We start from the raw sequence: 16,679 nt of genomic DNA, 5'->3' as shown, positions 1-16,679 counted from the left end.
ATAATTATCTTGAAATCTAAGTAAATTATAAGAAAACAATTGGATTATGTCAATTTTCGTATATTTTTATTAAAGGAAGACGTTTATTTATTCGCCATTCTACCTCGGTTTCCGAGATAAAACTCTTCTGCAAAATAAGGGTATACTATATAATTGAACTATTACTATAATGACGGAGTTCTAAATTGATGAAAAGTCGTAAAGGCAATTTTTTATTATACGTAGTCATTGTCATCTGCCCCATTCTCGTTAGTGTCCTTTATAATTTATATGATACGATAAATCGTGATTATGCTGAACGAAGGGAACAAGCGATCTGGACAGGCACCATTCACCAAAGAAGCTGGGATAAATTCATTGCTGAAACAGTAACGTCACTTGATACTTTATCTTTCACCGCTGAGATGGCGATTGAAACCCCACTGAAGCTGGAATCAATTTTGAAAAAAATGCACAGTAAAGAACCGAGATATGGAGGTATATATTTACTTGATGAAAGTGGAACGGTGATTACGGGCTCCAATTCACTTCTTGCAAATATGAATCTATCCGATCATGATTATGTACAAGAAATTTTGGAGACAAAAGACATCATTATCTCAAATCATTATGAAGTATTGAAAAATGGCAAGAAAGTGATTGGAATAGGCAAGCCAGTATTGAATGAAGAAGGGAAAATTGATTTTATAATCATCGCCCATTTAAGGGTGGATTATTTACAAAATATCATGAGGCTATTAACTCCTGATACAAGACTTTCAGTAATTTCTTCAACTGGTGCTGTCATCATGGATATTAATACTGCTTCTACCGCAACAGAATTTACAGAAAAAAACTCGATCACCCTCTCTATTGACAGGCTGCCATGGAGTATCCAAGTTGAAATACCACAAAGAGAGAAAGGAAATATCATTAAGACCGTCTCCATTGATTTACTTCAATTTATATTTATTTTTCATATTTTATTCCTATTTATAAAATATTTAATGCTTAAAAGACAGGCAGCAAGTGAGAAAAAGGAGAACGAGATTCAAAAACTTGAGCTTGTTGGAACACTAGCGGCAAGCACTGCCCATGAAATCAGAAACCCACTTACTGGAATTAAAGGACTTGTACAGCTATTAAGTGAAAAATATACGAATTCTCAAGATCAATATTATTTTGCCGTCATCAATGATGAAATAAGCCGGATAAATGAGATTGTTAGTGAATTTCTTATTCTTGGTAAACCGACAGCCCAAAAAACAGAAATTATGGATATAAGAAACATCCTTAAGGAGCTGGAACCGCTCATATTATCAGAGGCTAATTTAAACAATGTTAAATACGAGCTGGCTCATCCATTAACACCTTTGCTTGTTGATTGCACGAAGGACCAATTAAAGCAGGTGCTGCTGAATATTAGCAAAAATGCCTTAGAATCAATGGCTAAGGGCGGTCATTTAACAATTAAGTTATTCAGAGAGCAAGATGAATGTCATATTCAAATTGCTGATACAGGAATAGGAATACGTGAAGAAGATATTGAAAAAATCTTTCAGCCCTTCTATACATCAAAGGATTTCGGCACAGGACTTGGGCTTGTCGTTTGCAAAAGAATCCTTCATTCATTTGATGGAGAAATAAAAATTTCTAGCACAGTAAATAAAGGAACTGTCGTTGATGTCATACTGCCTATTCAAAATGGAGTTGAAGGAAATCCTTAAAAAGTAAAAGAGCCAACTGGCTCTTTTTTCATTACATCTCTTAATCAATAATATTGACAATACTTTTCTTTTGTTCAATTCTAGATTTTATTTCATCCATTAATCTAATAACACGCTCATTGCGATCCTCTGGTGCGATTTTTTTATTAAAAACTGAATACAATGTAATATCCCGAAGCATAAGAAATAACGGCATCTGCTCCTCCCAACCGTGTGGAAGGTTATTTTCTGTTTTATATCCCGCCAAAAATGCGTCTATAAATAAACGGCCAAACTCCTCACGCTCATTGATTTCCTTAGCTGTAAAGCTAGACAGGCATGAATAATAAAGAGGAATGGCAATATCAGACACTAGCCAGTGATAACAGCAATCATCAAAATCGAACACATGAATACTGCTGCCATCATAGAAAAAGTTCCCAGCATGAATATCTGTATGTATGAGTCCGTAATTGTCACTGTCTACAGGAATAGACTTTATTTTCTCTAATAATTCTATAGCGTTTTGTCTTGCAATTGTCTCTGTTGCAGGAAAATATTTTTCTACATTTAGAAGTTCATCTTCGTACCAGTGTGGTCTCTTCTTAATTAGCGGGGAAGATACATACTTCTTTGTAGCTGTATGCATTTTACCAATTTGTTTCCCCCAAGCTGATAAAAGATCGTTATTAAATGGATTCTCTTTCGTTTTCACTGGTTTCCCAGTTGCTTTGGAAAATAGACTTCCAAAAAAAACGGATTGGTCTTCAGCTGAAATGAATTCAACAAATTTACCATTTATCGATTCGAATGCAGTAGAAACATTTATTCCTTGTTGATACAAATAATTAACCCATTCAATTTCCGCATATAAATTTTCCAACTCTCTATGCGAGCTGTGAGTAATTCTTAAAATATATGGTTTACCTTCTTTGTACACTTCATAAACGAAATTTTCAAAGTCACCTAAGAGTTTATATTCATCTTCCAATGAAAAAGATTTCAAAAAGTGAATCATGATTTCCTTTGTGTGTAACACCTCTACAGACTTCTCCACATATTTCCTCCCCCACAAGCTGAATTTCCTAACTAAAGAAAATTTGTAAAATCCTATTATAATTATAAAAATATTCCTATTAACATTGTACTATATTATGAAAATTATAAAATATATTTCGTAAACTATAATAATCATGTATTATTATTACTTAGGATTACTAAATTATATTTTCAGAAAGGGGACCTGAGCATGAGCAATACCGCAGCAGCGACCAAGACCCTCCAAAATAGCAATGAAACATCTTACAAAATATTAATCATCTTAGGCCTCTGTCATTTATTAAATGATTCACTGCAAGCCATTATTCCTGCAATGTTTCCAATTTTAGAAAATTCGATGGGGCTAACCTTTACCCAGTTAGGAATCATTGGCTTTGCCTTAAATATTGTTGCTTCTGTATTACAGCCTGCGGTAGGGATGATTACAGATAAGAAACCAATGCCTTATGCTTTGCCAATAGGTTTAACCTCTAGCATGTTTGGCGTGTTAGGGCTTGCTTTGGCACAAAGCTTTGAGTTTATCGTCATTTCTGTCATTTTCATTGGTCTCGGTTCAGCCGTTTTTCATCCAGAAGGTTCTAGGGTTGCCTTCATGGCTGCAGGCCCTAGACGTGGTCTTGCCCAATCTATTTATCAGGTTGGCGGAAATAGCGGGCAGGCAATGGCACCTCTAATTACTGCTTTAATCTTAGTTCCTCTCGGGCAAATTGGAGCAGCATGGTTCACAGCTGTTGCAGCTGTTGCAGTAGGACTGCTGACTTATATAGCCTTTTGGTATGCTAGTAAACTTCGCATAGAGAGAACATTGATAAAGAAACAGAGCAAAATGGCCATACATGAGCAAAAAGGTTTATCAAAAGCTGTTAAAATTGCACTCGTTCTTGTCCTGTTTTTAATTTTTGCACGTTCATGGTATGTTTCAGGAATGACAAATTACTATGCCTTTTACACAATAGAAAACTACTCTTTCTCTATTAGGCAAGCGCAAATCTTTCTATTTGCCTTCCTCGTTTCGGGAGCACTTGGCACTTTCTTCGGTGGGCCACTTGCTGATCGATTTGGCAAAAAGGTGATTATCTTTTTATCTATGACTATATCAGCTCCATTAACTATATTAATTCCATTTGTTCCGCCTGTGATTGCTTTTTGCTTGCTTGCATTATCAGGCTTTATCTTAATGTCAAGCTTTTCTGTAACGGTCGTATATGCTCAAGAATTAGTTCCAGGAAAAATTGGTACAATGGCAGGACTCACAGTTGGGTTAGCTTTTGGCATGGGGGCTATTGGCTCGATGGTAATCGGGTATTTAGCCGACTTAATCGGAATTACTCAAACGATGATTCTTACAGGCTTCTTGCCATTGCTTGGATTGATAACACTTCTCCTGCCTTCTGATCAAAAGATTAATGAATGGAATTCATAATTTGGAGTACTTTTTAGTGGAGGCTATGCCTCCACTTTTTTTTCAAAAAAATTAAGACGATGCTAAATTTAAGCACCGTCTGATGGGACCCTATCCTCTATCTATCATTCAATTTATCTAGCGATCTAAAATTTACGCCAGCCTAAATACGATGCCATGCCCGCCCTTCGGATATTCCCATTTAATATTTTGATATGGACAGCCTATTCTGCAGCTTCCGCATTCATGGCAGCCCTCGTAGCCTACCTGCATTCTGAGCCCTTCCCATTTATAGACCTCCGCCGGGCAAAAAACTGTACAAATTTTGTCAGGGCATTTTGTTATACAAATATCATGGTCCATTACCGTTAAATGGGACTTCGTATCAGCTTTAAAACGTAAGAGATATTGTTTTTCTTCAATATTCTTCGTTGACATTATTTCACCGCCTTCCATGCTCGAAACATATCTTTAATAACCTTGATAGTGCCCCTTTCCCCAGTAAAGCTTTTCATAATTTGTTTTTGCTTATCCTTTTTAGACGTGCCGTCAACGGTAAAGAATTTACTTGCTGCCTGGTTCATTAAAGGAACATACTCTTTAAAGTATTGCGGATGATGCTCAAAAACATGAGTAGCATCTTTATATTTTTCCAAGTCCTTCATAATAAAGCTCTCATGTAAAGCCTCTCTATAATGATTTAAACTTGATTCACTGAAATCATTGCGTTTTTTCGCTTCAATAATAGCCTCTGCCGCCATTTGCCCTGACTTCATAGCCATATTAGACCCTTCCCTGTGGATCGCATTTACAAGCTGGGCAGCATCTCCGACTACAAGCACTCCATTTCCAGCTACCTTTGGAACAGAATGAAATCCTCCTTCTGGAATAAGATGTGCTAAGTATTCAGCAGACTCTCCCCCTTCCATCAATGGTCTAACCATTGGGTGAGTTTTTAAATAATCTAATAGATCATAAGGTTTGAGTTTTGCCTTGATCATACTGGATAGCGTTGTTCCAACTCCAATATTGATGCTTTCCTTATTTGTATAAATAAACGCAGTTCCAAGATTCCCCTTAGTCGAGTCACCAAATATTTCGATCGTACAGCCTTGGTTATCCTCTAAATTAAAACGGTCGTTGATTTTTTCCTTCGTTAGATTCACTACTTCCATCACGGTTAAGGCAACTTCGTCCGGCCTAAATTCCTTATGAAATCCAAGTTGCTTGCCAAGCAGTGAATTTACTCCATCAGCTAAAACGACAACATCGGCATAAACCTCTCCATCTGGACGATCCGTTCTGACCCCGATTACCTTACCATTTTCCACGATACACTCTAGGACAACCGTTTCATTAATGAGTAAAACCCCTTGCTCGACCCCTTTCTTAGCAAACCATTGATCAAATTGGGCCCTTAATACTGTGAAATTATTGTATGGCTCGACTCCCCATTCAAGCCCTTTATAGCCAAAGGTGACAGCTGATTCTTTATCCATCATCCAAAATCGCTGTTCAATAACAGGTCTTTCCAATGGTGCTTCCTTCCAGAATTCAGGAATTATTTCTTCCATCTGTTTCCTGTATAATACGCCCCCCATCACATTTTTGCTTCCAGGATATTCTCCTCTTTCAATCTGTAAAACCTTTAACCCATTTTTTGCACAAGTATAGGCACAGGAGGTTCCAGCCGGGCCTGCTCCCACTACAATGGCATCAAATTTTTCAGACATAGCTCACTTCACCGCCCTTCTCTTTTCGAAGTTCTTTAAATTGCTTAATCAATTTTGGGACAATTTCTAAGGCATCTCCAACAATTCCATAAGTGGCGACATCAAATATTGGGGCATTTGGATCTTTATTAATGGCGATGATAAACTCTGAATTTTTCATTCCAACAATATGCTGAATAGCTCCTGAGATTCCAATTGCAAAGTAAATTTTAGGTGTAATCGTTTCTCCTGTTTGCCCTACTTGCTGTTCATGAGGAAGCCAGCCTGCCTCTACAACATCTCTCGTTCCACCCACGCTAGCACCGATCGTTTCAGCCAATTCATGAATAAGCTGAAATCCTTTAGGGTCCCCCATCCCTTTTCCCCCAGCTACCACAACATGAGCATCGGATAAGCGAACCTTTTTTGTGACATCCTTCACAATTTCTAGCACCTTTGTTCTCATTTCTTCTTCACTTAAAGAAATTTCTTCTTCAATTACCTTCCCTTCTCTGCTATCGTCTTTATCGAGTGCCTTCATGACTTTAGGTCTTACAGTAGCCATTTGAGGGCGATGTTTCTTACATAAAATTGTTGCCATAATATTTCCGCCAAATGCTGGGCGGCTTGCCTCCAGCAATCGTGTTTCCAAATCCGCATCCAGCATCGTTGTATCTGCTGTTAAGCCTGTGCTTAAATCTGTGGCAACTGCGCTTGCAAGGTCTTTTCCATTCGAAGTAGCACCATAAAGAAAAATTTCAGGCTTGTATTTTTCTGCAAGAAGCATAACTCCTTTCATATATGATTCTGTTCGATAATCTCTTAAAACGGGGTTGTCGATCATATATACTTGGTCTGCACCATAGGAAATGACTTCCGGGCATAGTTCCTTAATATGATGACCTAATAATACCCCGGATAATGGAACCTCTAATTTGTCCGCAAGCCTTCTTCCTGCACCCAAAAGTTCCAATGAAACTCCTTCGATTGCCCTCTCATTAACCTCAATAAAGACCCAAACACCACGGTAATCTTCAAACATCGGGACCTCTCCTTTGTATAAAAAGTGAATAATAGCAGCTTAAAAACGATTGTTCACTAAAATGAAAATAGACAAGAAATAACATTGTAATAAACGACTAGCCTACCATCTATCCAAGGAGTAATTCCTTTTTATCCTCTAGTAAAGAAATTAGCTGCTTCACTTGTTCGTCAGCACTGCCTTCTAGTCTTTTTCCGCCTTCAGGTTTGGGAGGAGTGAACATTTTCCCTACAATGGTCGGAGATCCCTTTAGCCCAAGCTGAGATCTGTCAACATTCTCCAGATCATTTACTGTCCAAATAATGGGCTCGTACCTTGCAGCTTTAATCATATTAGTCATGGGCGAATATTCAATGTCATTAATCTCTTTCGCAACTGTTAATAGGCATGGAAATTGCGATTCAATTAATTGATGTCCATTCGCAATTTTTCTTTTTAATAGAACCTTTTTATCTGAAGTATTAAAGCTTGATACTTCTATTACATTGGTTATTGGTGGTATATCCATTCTCCTCGCTATTCCTGGGCCAACCTGGCCAGTATCCCCATCAATCGCATGCAGACCGCAAATAATTAAATCTATTGGCTCCTCTTTCGTAATTCTCTCCAATGCCTTTGATAACGCATAGCTCGTTGCTAAAGTGTCCGCACCCGCAAAGGCCCTGTCAGAAATTAAATAACCTTTATCAGCACCAATTTCAATACTTTTCTTAATGACAGCTGTTGCCTGAGGAGGACCCATGGAAAGAACAGAAATCGTTCCCTCCCCAATCATTTTCTTAATCCTTACGGCCTCTTGAACAGCATGTGCATCATATGGGTTCAAGATTGCAGGCGCACTTCTTCGATCAAGTGTGTTTGTCTTTGGATTTATTTTTATTATTTTTGTATCTGGTACTTGCTTTACACAGACGACAATATGCATAACTAGCTCTCCCTCCTTATCAATGAAAACGTTTTCCTTTTGATCGTAAAAAAAGTATATGTATTAACGATATATGACTCTCGGCACAAGCATAGTACTAACAATTAGTGAAAATGCTTTCGCTAACAGCTGCTTTTCTAAATGGAATAATCAGCTATATGTGCTGTAGCTGATTGACAAAAAAAGTAATTTTCTGAACACATCTTGTGCTTCAGTATAAAATATATATTGTTTCCGCTGATGCCTATTCAGAAAAAAATCATTTTTATTATTAAAATTGAAATAAATGTTTGTCAGCCGCTTAAGTTGACTCTTATAATATGGTTACAAATAGAAATGAGGGAATGAGAATGAGGGAAGTAATTATCGGAAGCGTACTCTCAGCCTTATCAACAGGAGTTGGCGCTTTAATTATACTTTTTATGTCAAGTGCTGTTACCCATAAATGGCGCGATACTTTACTTGCGTTCACTGCCGGAATTATGATGGCCGCTTCTACTTTAGGTCTAATACCTGAGGCTTTAAAGACAGGGGGATTTCCTTCAGTCGCTATCGGAATATTTCTGGGAGTCTTAACTCTTACTTTGATGGAAAAAAACATTCCTCATATAGATCTAAAGCATTCGAAAAAAGGAATCGAGTTTGATGAAAAAGCCATGCTTATTATCGCGGCGATTACCCTTCACAACATCCCTGAAGGTCTGTCAGTTGGAGTAAGCTATGCATCTCATGTAAAGGATACCGGAAACCTAATTGCCTTTGCCATCGGTCTGCAGAATGCTCCTGAAGGATTTCTTGTCGCTTTATTCCTCGTCAACCAAAAGATAAATAAATTTAAAGCATTTGTTATTTCAACGTTGACTGGAGCTATTGAAATTGTCATGGGGTTATTAGGCTTCTATTTAACATCTTATGTGGACTTCCTCGTTCCATATGGACTCGCCTTTGCAGCAGGCGCAATGTTATTTATTATTTATAAAGAGTTAATACCTGAAAGTCATGGGGATGGAAACGAACGTACATCAACCTATTCCTTTATCATTGGACTTTTATTTATGGTATTGCTAATTGACTTCTTTTCATAATGTATACATAGCACTGTTGTTTGAAAAATAATATGAAAAAACCCTATAGCGTAATATTACGCATAGGGATTTTTTTAAGTAATCATTTCAAATTCAGTCACTGTTAACGTATTTGGCAAAACAAGAATCATTTTCTTAAAGGGAAATCGAACTTCTTCCTCTATCTTTTCTGAATGATGTATGGTCATTTGATATTCATAAATTAATTGATCAAGCTCTTGACTGCATTGAATGGTATCTTCACTCGTATACCCATATTTCCTTGCAGAATTTATCATTTTCTCCCTTTTTTCTTGGATCTGCAGCAATATTTCTTTACAATTTTCTGCCAACTTTTTTCCTCCATCCTATCCCTTTCTATCTAGAATCGTTCTATTTAAGTAGTTACCTTTAGCATTATTGCAAGAAAATACATAAAAGTAAATAGATTCGCAGAATTAGACAGTTTTCACCAAAATATAAATTTCTCGACATTTTGCGAGTATATTTTTAAGAAGCGTTTCGACAAGATAAGATCAATTTACAGTACTTTTTTCATTGGCAGAAATATGTTAAAAATAGTGCCTACTCCTAATTCACTTTCAACTTCTATATTGCCCTTATGCTCTTCAATAATTTTAAAAGTTACCATAAGTCCAAGACCCGTACCTTTTTCCTTCGTTGTGTAAAAAGGCTGACCGAGCTTTTCAACCTTATCCTTTGGTATTCCACTCCCCTCATCCTCGATGGATATATGTATTCTGCCATCCTCCGTTGAATTCATGAACACATCAATATAGCCGCCATTTGGCATGACCTCAATTGCATTCTTAATTACGTTAATAAAGACCTTCTTCATTTGATTTGGTTCGCAGAATATTGGAGGCAGGCCTTTTTCGTATTTTGTTCGAAACTGAATATTATGTAATACGGCTTGAGCACTTAAGAAATCTACTGTTTCCTTCATAATTTGTATAAGATCAACTTCAACAAACTTAACTGCTTGTGGTTTTGCCAAAATTAAAAATTCATTAATGATCGTGTCAATCCTCTTCAGCTCAGAAGAAATAATGTTAAAATACATGGAATGATCCTCTTTAATAGTATCCTCTAATAACTGAATAAATCCTTTTAAGGCTGTCATTGGATTGCGAATTTCGTGCGCAATACCTGCGGCGAGTTCTCCGATAACATTTAATGTATCCGATTTTCGGAGTTGTACATCAAGCTGTAGCTTTTCTGTAATATCTTTAAAGGTTACTAAGCTTAATTCAGAAAGAATATTATACTTTGCTGAAAATTCAATATATTTAGATTCCCCAGATTCTACTGTAATATCAAGGGTGCCCGTTGTTTGACCACTATTAACGAGATTATGATAATAATAGTAAATTTCTTCATTTGAAAGATGTAGTTTTGTGAGTAGGTCTATAAATGAATGTCCAATTATTTCAGCCTTTGAAACAGACAGCATTTTTTCTGCAGCCTGATTTATATCAACAACGTTAAAATCATTCTTCCATAAGATAATCCCCTCTAAAGCACCCTCAAAGATTTTTCTAAATTTTAATTCACTTTCTCTTAGCTCTTTTTCCATTCTTCTTGTTTCACTTACATTTCGAAATATGGTCATATGAAATTCGTCAACTGCATGCAGTTTACTAGTGAATTCCAAAGATTTTAATTGTCCATTGGGCATTAGAAAAACAAGTTCATCCCGTATAGCCCCTTTTTCATGAAAATTATTGTATACTTGATAAATTTTCTCTTTGCTGGCATAAATAAAATCCTGAATCCTTTTTGAAACAAGCTCTTCTTTGCTGCATTCAAAAATTCGGCAGGCTGCCTCATTTGCTTTAATAATCTGACCCTTACCCGTCCAAAAAATAATCCCTTCTACAGCTTCTTCATATATATTTATATATATATCTGCATTTTTTATTAATTTGATTTCTAATTGCCTTATTTCACTCTCTGTAATATGAACTTCCTTTAAAAATTCCGCGTTTACATCGTTGCTGTTTTTGTTCAAATTCACTTCTACCTTCCCTCCTATTGGGATTTAACTATATACATAGTTCTACAAAATTAGCGAAAGTTCCTCTTACTAATTTGAAAATTGAAAAAACAAAAATTAATGATACAGGCTAGGGCAAAGAAAAATGGGATCCCTGTATAGCAGGGAATCCCATGAAATTAATTTTATAACTTGAATTTTGAAATCATCACATTTAATTGATCGGCAAGCTCTGATAAATTTTGAGCATTTTCTGAGATTTCTTCCATCGAATGATTGGTTTGCGTAATAACAGCACTCGTTTGTTCAATACCTGCTGCTGATTGAACGGATACTTCAGCAATATTTTCAATGGATTGATTCATATTCGTTGTAGCACCAGAAACTCTTTCAAAATTCATAGATATTTCTAACACATTGTTAGACATCATATTAACTGCCTGATAGATCTTTTCAAACGTTTCTCCCGTTAGCCGGATTTGATCAGTCCCTTTTTCAACCTGAGAATATCCAGTCTGTAAGGATGATACTACATTACTTGATTCCGTTTGAATTCCTTTTACAATTTTTGTAATATCCGCAACAGATAATGAAACTTGTTCTGCTAATTTTCGAACTTCATCTGCCACAACTGCAAATCCCCTGCCATGTTCACCTGCACGTGCCGCTTCAATAGCTGCATTTAACGCAAGCAAATTCGTTTGATTTGCAATATCATGTATAACCTGAATTAGTTTAGTAATTTGTTGTGTCTGTTCATCTAATCCGTTTACCCGTTCAACAGATGTTTTCATAATCTCATTAATCATGGACATTTGCTTCTGTGAATCTCCCATTAAGGTATCTCCAGTTTTAGTCAAATGTAAGACTTCATTCGATGCTTTTTGAATCTCTGTTCCGCTTTGAGCAGCTTTTTCAACCTCTGCCATATAGCTTTCCATCATACTAGCTAATCCACTAGCAGATTTTGCTTGTTCCTCAGCTCCTGCTGACAGCTCCTGCATTGTTGAAGCACCTTGCTGGCTTGCTGCCTTTACTTCAGTTGCGGCAATGTTTAGTTCTCCGCTCTTTTCTGTAACATAAGTTGAAACAGCCGATATTTCCTGTATCATAGCTTGAAGCTTTTCTTTCATTGAATTTGTTGCTTTTCCTAACTCTGCTATTTCATCACTGCCATCATAATCTATCGCTTCTACATTAAGATTTCCGCTCGCCACTTCATTTGAAAGGTGAACGATTTGACCAAGCTTTTTAGAAATAATTTTCCCTATAACTAGAATACTTACGATACCAAGGGCAGCAGAAATAACGATAGAAATCCCGAGTATGATTAAAGTTAAGATTAACGCGGACTTTGCAGAGCTTACCGCTTTCTTTTGCTCTGATTTCAACATTTCACTTAATATATCTAAATTAACGACTGTTTCAGTAATCATCGTATCTGCTTGCAGCTTCCCAAGACGGTATTCTCTTACATGCTGAAGCTTTACTTTCGGTTGAATCGTATCATGAAATATCGTTGTTATCTCTTTATCATTTTCCGCGATTTCAGCAAATAGGTCTTTCGACTCTTTTGTTGTTATGGCAGGCTCTAGTACCTTCTTCAATTTATTAAATTCTTCCGATAGTTGATCAAAGGATGTTAAATGCTTCGGATTTGAATCAATTATATAATTTCCAATTGCACTGCCTTTTTGATGAAAAATAGCCGTAGCTTCATTAAACAATATGGCTTTGTCGCCCGATTCTTCAACCATTTCCATTTTGGAATTCGCAATTGACAGGAATCCGAATGTGATAATCGTAGAAATTGTAAACAAACCAATAGTTACAAATAAAGCTACTCCATATTTTTGCCCAAGCTTTAATCTTTTCCATAAAGGTATGATTGACAGCCTGGTAATAACTCTATTTAACTTATATTTTTTATCCTTTTTATGATTTTTAGATTTTTTTACTTTCTTAAAACGAGTCTTTTTTACCCCTTTCATTTTAGGTAATCCTCCCTTGTTTAGACGTTGTTGTCAAAATATTGTACTAAAAGTTATGTAAAAAATATCAGAATATTACTAGTACTATTTAATTATAATATAATTCATATGGCATTCAAGAGGAAGTTGGCACTTTAGGATAAATAAAGGAGATTCTCCAATTTGCACCATTCAAGTTATTTCTTTTATTAAAAACAAAAAAGCGTCTCTTAGCCGCAAATTCGACTAGGGAGACGCTTCAACTCTTCGTGTATGAAAGAATTATTTATAATAAAGGATTTTCATGTTTAGCTAGAAGACGTTGCCAGCGCTTTTCGATTTCTTCTTCCAATTCCATTAACATTTCATGATTTTCTTCTTTTAAGAGATGCTTTGTTTTGCCCATATATTTCAGCCATTCAGGTAATCCAACCCTTTTCTTCTTATCTTCAGGATTATAAGTAATGGTTGTTACCCCTTCTTCTACCTCGTACAGAGGGAAGAAGCATGTATTAACAGCCGCTTCGATAATCTTTTCACCATAGCGATCATCTGACTTCCAGTTCAACGGACAAGTAATAAGGATTTTGCCATATACCGTACCAACATTTTGCGCATACCATTGAGCCTTTGCAGCTTTCTTTATTAGATCCTGCGGGAATGCCTCTGCACCGGTAAAGACGTAAGGGATATTAGTTGAAGCCATAATTTGTGCTGTATCCTTATGATGGAATGCTTTACCCTTTTGTTTACGTCCGACATTGCTTGTACTTGTCATATGTCCTTTTGGGGTAGAATAGGACATTTGAGATCCTGTATTCATATATCCTTCATTATCATACTCAAGCATAATAAGGTTATGGTTTCTCAGTGCCGTTCCAATTGCGGACCCCATTCCAATATCCATTCCGCCATCACCCGTAATCATGACAAAAGTAGCATCATCTGAGATTTCGATTTCCCCGCGCTCCTTCAACTCTAAAAAGGCTTCCACTGTACCAGATAATGTAGCAGGTCCATTTTGGAATAGGTTGTGGATCATAGTTTGTTTATGTGAAGAATAAGGATATGCGGTTGTTGTCACATAAGCACAACCAGTTTGGAACAGCACAACCACATCTCCTTCAATCCCTTTAAAAAACAACTCTAATCCGGTAAATATTCCACAGCCTGGACAAGCTCCGTGTCCTGAAGCTATTCGCTTTGGCTTCGATGTTAATGAGCGTAACGGAGGAATTTTCACCTTTAATTTATTTGTTTCAGGATCCTTCTCAACGTGTATTAAGCCTGATTTGTAAACATCCCCATGCTGAGGGGTAATAACTGGCTTAAGCCCCCGATCTTTATTTCCAGGAACATGACCAAAATAATCAAAGGATTTTTTTGCATAGCCATTATTCATCGCCTCAATTGCTTCGTTGAAGAAATGCTCTGCATCATCTTCATAAAAATCTTTCCCGCCAAGTCCAAACACACGGCTTAACACAATGGTTTTATTATTTTTATCATCCTGTAATGCGGACTTTACTTCATGGGTTAAATTCGGGCCATTGCCGCCATAGGAATCAGCTCTTTCACCGATTAGCAGAGCTTTAATATTTTTTAGTGCTTCCCGAATTTCTTTTGCAGGGAATGGACGGATGATATTCGGGCTGATGACACCTGCTTTAATCCCTTTTTCTCTTAGTCTGTCCACCGTATCCTTCGCGGTTTCAGCAGCAGAGTTTAATAAGAATAAAGCAACCTCTGCATCTTCCATTTTGTATAATTCTAATACTGGGTATTCACGGCCGGAAATAGCAGCATAATCTATTGCAACTTCCTTGAATATGTCACCTGCAGCATACATCGCTTCAGATTGCTGAAAATGGTTATTCATTAAATCTTCGCCATTCATATGGGCACCAATCGTTACCGGTCTTTTTGGATCTCGGGCGAAATGATAATCTGTCGGGCACTCACCAACAAATTGCTGAACTACTTGGCGATCTTTAAAATAATTTACTTTTCTCTTTTGATGTGATGTAAAGAATCCGTCATATGCAACAATAACAGGGAGACGAACCTTTGAATGCTCAGCAATTTTGAGAGCCATTATATTCATATCATATACTGCCTGTGGTGTTCTCGCCGTTAATATTACCCACCCCGTATTTAAGGCAAAGTATAAATCTGAATGATCCCCTCTAATATCTAAAGGGCCGCTTACTGAACGAGTAACTAAATTCATAACCATTGGGAATCGGGTTCCGGATTGAACAGGAAGCTGCTCAAGCATATACATAAGCCCATTCGCACTTGTTGCGTTAAAAACCCTTGCACCTGTTGCGGCAGCTCCGTAACAAATCCCTGCTGAACCATGCTCTCCATCGGCTGGAATCAGCTTAATATTATGCTCTCCTCTTGCCTTCATTTGGTCTAAATACTGGGCGACCTCGGTTGATGGTGTAATTGGGAAATACCCCATAATATGGTAGTTTATTTGAGCTGCAGCCATTGCCGCCATTTCATTTCCGCTTTCAAAGGTTACCAATTGTTCTGCAGTATTTTTTTTAATTGATTGTTCTACTACCATTGCCATTATTAAATCCCTCCCGCTATGTAAGGAAATTTATGTTTTACCCAGTTTGCCTCAGCATAACCAATCGTTTCGCGCAAATCACTTAATGCCGTTGTTGGACAAGCCTCAACACACTTCAGACAGCCTTTGCAATATTGATAATCAATCCCTTTAAGGAACATTTGCTTCCGGCCGCGCTTATCTTCTCCTTCTTCCCATACAAAGCAATAATCAGGACAGACGGTATCACATGCAGCACAGTGAATACATGTCTCTTGATCATATTTTGGAAGGAACCCTTGTCTGGATCCGCTCAAGTCTTTTAATATACTATTTCCTTGGGCTGTAATGATCCCGCCAATTTCTTGAGTTTCATATCCTAGTAACGGAAGCGGACGAGAGAATGCCTTTCCCTTGGCATCTTCTGGAGTTTCATATGTTTTGAATTGAACTTCGTTGTATCCCCGTTCGAATGTTCGAATATTTGGCTCTACAAGATGCGGGTATTTTTTTTCAAATGTTTTTCGAATGATGTCCTTCATTGACTCTGGATCAAGGAAATCACAAATACGGAATAATGCTCCTAGCATTGCTGTATTGACTTTTGTCTTTTCATCGACAGAAATTTGTAAGGCATCGATAATGGCTAATGTACCTGTTTCTAATTTCAAGTCTGCCTTGATCGAATCAAAGTCTCTGATGGAATTAACTAATAGAATCCCATCAGGCTCCAAACCGCTAACAACATCGACCGTTTTATATAATGCTTCATGAAAAACCCCGACAACATGCGGCTGCTCAATCGGACTATGCGCTCGAATTTCAACATCAGGATCACAATAACGTATAAAACTTTTCACTGGTGATCCTTTCTTTTCAGAGCCATATGATGAAAAGTTCGAACCGTTTAAACCTAATCCTAAAACTCCAGCTTCAGCAAGCATCTTTCCGGCTAGATTTGCTCCTAGCCCGCCAATTGACTCTAATCTAATTTCAAAAAAACCAAGCCCATTTTTCTTTGGTAATATTGACATAATCTCCCTCCCAAAATTCATCCTTTTCGTTTGTTTATACAAACTTGAAAGATCCCCTTTTGATATTGTATTAGAATGTTTAAAGTACCGCTGTGACAAAAGTCAAACATTCTAGCGAAATTGACTAAAACAGTTTGTGATTTTTTAAACAAAATCATTATTATCAGCATTGGAAACGGAATCACAATTATATAACAGATGTTTTATGT

General features: G+C 37.0%; 13 protein-coding genes and 1 pseudogene. 3 read left to right on the top strand and 11 right to left on the bottom strand.

All coding sequences use genetic code 11. The annotated features are described in order from the left end of the window. Window positions 1–188 precede the first annotated feature (188 nt). A complete protein-coding gene (locus V7127_RS01150) occupies window positions 189–1,706 on the top strand; it encodes an ATP-binding protein (protein ID WP_335482941.1) in 1,518 nt (505 codons plus the stop codon). A 40-nt stretch (window positions 1,707–1,746) separates the two neighbouring features. On the opposite strand, the gene V7127_RS01145 is transcribed toward V7127_RS01150, so the two are convergent. Further along, on the bottom strand, window positions 1,747–2,742 hold the full coding sequence (locus tag V7127_RS01145) for a phosphotransferase enzyme family protein (RefSeq protein ID WP_335345749.1): 996 nt from the start codon (window positions 2,740–2,742) through the stop codon (window positions 1,747–1,749). Window positions 2,743–2,934: 192 nt separating this feature from the next. Between V7127_RS01145 and V7127_RS01140 the strand changes: the two genes are divergently transcribed. Next, window positions 2,935–4,167, top strand: coding sequence for an MFS transporter (locus V7127_RS01140; protein WP_335345750.1), 1,233 nt, complete (start codon window positions 2,935–2,937; stop codon window positions 4,165–4,167). A gap of 132 nt (window positions 4,168–4,299) precedes the next feature. Here V7127_RS01140 and V7127_RS01135 read toward each other — a convergent pair whose 3' ends face one another. The 4 genes from V7127_RS01135 to V7127_RS01120 form a co-directional block, all read right to left on the bottom strand. Further along, window positions 4,300–4,584, bottom strand: a complete 285-nt coding sequence (locus V7127_RS01135) for a ferredoxin family protein (protein ID WP_315668339.1) — start codon at window positions 4,582–4,584, stop codon at window positions 4,300–4,302. Next, window positions 4,584–5,879 (bottom strand): FAD-dependent oxidoreductase, encoded by a 1,296-nt coding sequence (locus V7127_RS01130; protein ID WP_335482939.1) that lies wholly within the window; start codon window positions 5,877–5,879, stop codon window positions 4,584–4,586. The genes V7127_RS01135 and V7127_RS01130 overlap by 1 nt, the downstream gene beginning before the upstream one ends. Beyond that, window positions 5,872–6,900, bottom strand: coding sequence for an electron transfer flavoprotein subunit alpha/FixB family protein (locus V7127_RS01125; RefSeq protein WP_335355439.1), 1,029 nt, complete (start codon window positions 6,898–6,900; stop codon window positions 5,872–5,874). Before V7127_RS01125 ends, V7127_RS01130 begins: the two co-directional genes overlap by 8 nt. Window positions 6,901–7,009: 109 nt before the next feature. Next, entirely contained in the window at window positions 7,010–7,825 is an 816-nt protein-coding gene (locus V7127_RS01120) for an electron transfer flavoprotein subunit beta/FixA family protein (RefSeq protein ID WP_335482938.1), read from the bottom strand. A 350-nt stretch (window positions 7,826–8,175) separates the two neighbouring features. Here V7127_RS01120 and V7127_RS01115 point away from each other — a divergent pair, with 350 nt between their 5' ends. Beyond that, on the top strand, window positions 8,176–8,910 hold the full coding sequence (locus tag V7127_RS01115) for a ZIP family metal transporter (RefSeq protein ID WP_335344142.1): 735 nt from the start codon (window positions 8,176–8,178) through the stop codon (window positions 8,908–8,910). A gap of 74 nt (window positions 8,911–8,984) precedes the next feature. Here V7127_RS01115 and V7127_RS01110 read toward each other — a convergent pair whose 3' ends face one another. From V7127_RS01110 to V7127_RS01090, 6 genes and pseudogenes are all read right to left on the bottom strand, one after another. After that, the gene (locus tag V7127_RS01110; protein WP_335355436.1) at window positions 8,985–9,242 is read right to left on the bottom strand and encodes an aspartyl-phosphate phosphatase Spo0E family protein; all 258 of its coding nucleotides are present in this window, start codon (window positions 9,240–9,242) and stop codon (window positions 8,985–8,987) included. Window positions 9,243–9,430: 188 nt separating this feature from the next. Next, entirely contained in the window at window positions 9,431–10,927 is a 1,497-nt protein-coding gene (locus V7127_RS01105; RefSeq protein ID WP_335355435.1) for a PAS domain-containing sensor histidine kinase, read from the bottom strand. Between the two features lie 164 nt (window positions 10,928–11,091). Further along, window positions 11,092–11,910 carry a methyl-accepting chemotaxis protein gene (locus V7127_RS25825; RefSeq protein ID WP_438823954.1) on the bottom strand — a complete coding sequence of 273 codons (819 nt, stop codon included), beginning with the start codon at window positions 11,908–11,910 and terminating at the stop codon, window positions 11,092–11,094. A 120-nt stretch (window positions 11,911–12,030) separates the two neighbouring features. Beyond that, window positions 12,031–12,300 (bottom strand): annotated as a pseudogene (locus V7127_RS25820) (HAMP domain-containing protein); the annotation flags it as partial. An 862-nt stretch (window positions 12,301–13,162) separates the two neighbouring features. Beyond that, complete coding sequence (locus tag V7127_RS01095) at window positions 13,163–15,457, bottom strand: thiamine pyrophosphate-dependent enzyme (protein WP_335355600.1); 2,295 nt, start codon at window positions 15,455–15,457, stop codon at window positions 13,163–13,165. Between the two features lie 2 nt (window positions 15,458–15,459). After that, window positions 15,460–16,470 (bottom strand): 2-oxoacid:acceptor oxidoreductase family protein, encoded by a 1,011-nt coding sequence (locus tag V7127_RS01090; RefSeq protein ID WP_335355601.1) that lies wholly within the window; start codon window positions 16,468–16,470, stop codon window positions 15,460–15,462. Window positions 16,471–16,679 lie beyond the last annotated feature (209 nt).

This window comes from Bacillus sp. JJ1773, from assembly GCF_036962035.1.
Taxonomy (GTDB): domain Bacteria; phylum Bacillota; class Bacilli; order Bacillales; family Cytobacillaceae; genus Cytobacillus.
The sequence above is the reverse complement of the archived record's forward strand: the minus strand, read 5'-3'. Positions and strand labels throughout refer to the sequence as shown.

What these genes read in the sequence shown, in the direction of transcription:
- V7127_RS01095 (WP_335355600.1), bottom strand. Translation starts at nt 15,457, where the DNA reads ATGGCAATGGTAGTAGAACAATCAATTAAAAAAAATACTGCAGAACAA.
- V7127_RS01140 (WP_335345750.1), top strand. Translation starts at nt 2,935, where the DNA reads ATGAGCAATACCGCAGCAGCGACCAAGACCCTCCAAAATAGCAATGAA.
- V7127_RS01090 (WP_335355601.1), bottom strand. Translation starts at nt 16,470, where the DNA reads ATGTCAATATTACCAAAGAAAAATGGGCTTGGTTTTTTTGAAATTAGA.
- V7127_RS01130 (WP_335482939.1), bottom strand. Translation starts at nt 5,879, where the DNA reads ATGTCTGAAAAATTTGATGCCATTGTAGTGGGAGCAGGCCCGGCTGGA.
- V7127_RS01135 (WP_315668339.1), bottom strand. Translation starts at nt 4,584, where the DNA reads ATGTCAACGAAGAATATTGAAGAAAAACAATATCTCTTACGTTTTAAA.
- V7127_RS01120 (WP_335482938.1), bottom strand. Translation starts at nt 7,825, where the DNA reads ATGCATATTGTCGTCTGTGTAAAGCAAGTACCAGATACAAAAATAATA.
- V7127_RS01115 (WP_335344142.1), top strand. Translation starts at nt 8,176, where the DNA reads ATGAGGGAAGTAATTATCGGAAGCGTACTCTCAGCCTTATCAACAGGA.
- V7127_RS25825 (WP_438823954.1), bottom strand. Translation starts at nt 11,910, where the DNA reads ATGCAGGAGCTGTCAGCAGGAGCTGAGGAACAAGCAAAATCTGCTAGT.
- V7127_RS01125 (WP_335355439.1), bottom strand. Translation starts at nt 6,900, where the DNA reads ATGTTTGAAGATTACCGTGGTGTTTGGGTCTTTATTGAGGTTAATGAG.
- V7127_RS01150 (WP_335482941.1), top strand. Translation starts at nt 189, where the DNA reads ATGAAAAGTCGTAAAGGCAATTTTTTATTATACGTAGTCATTGTCATC.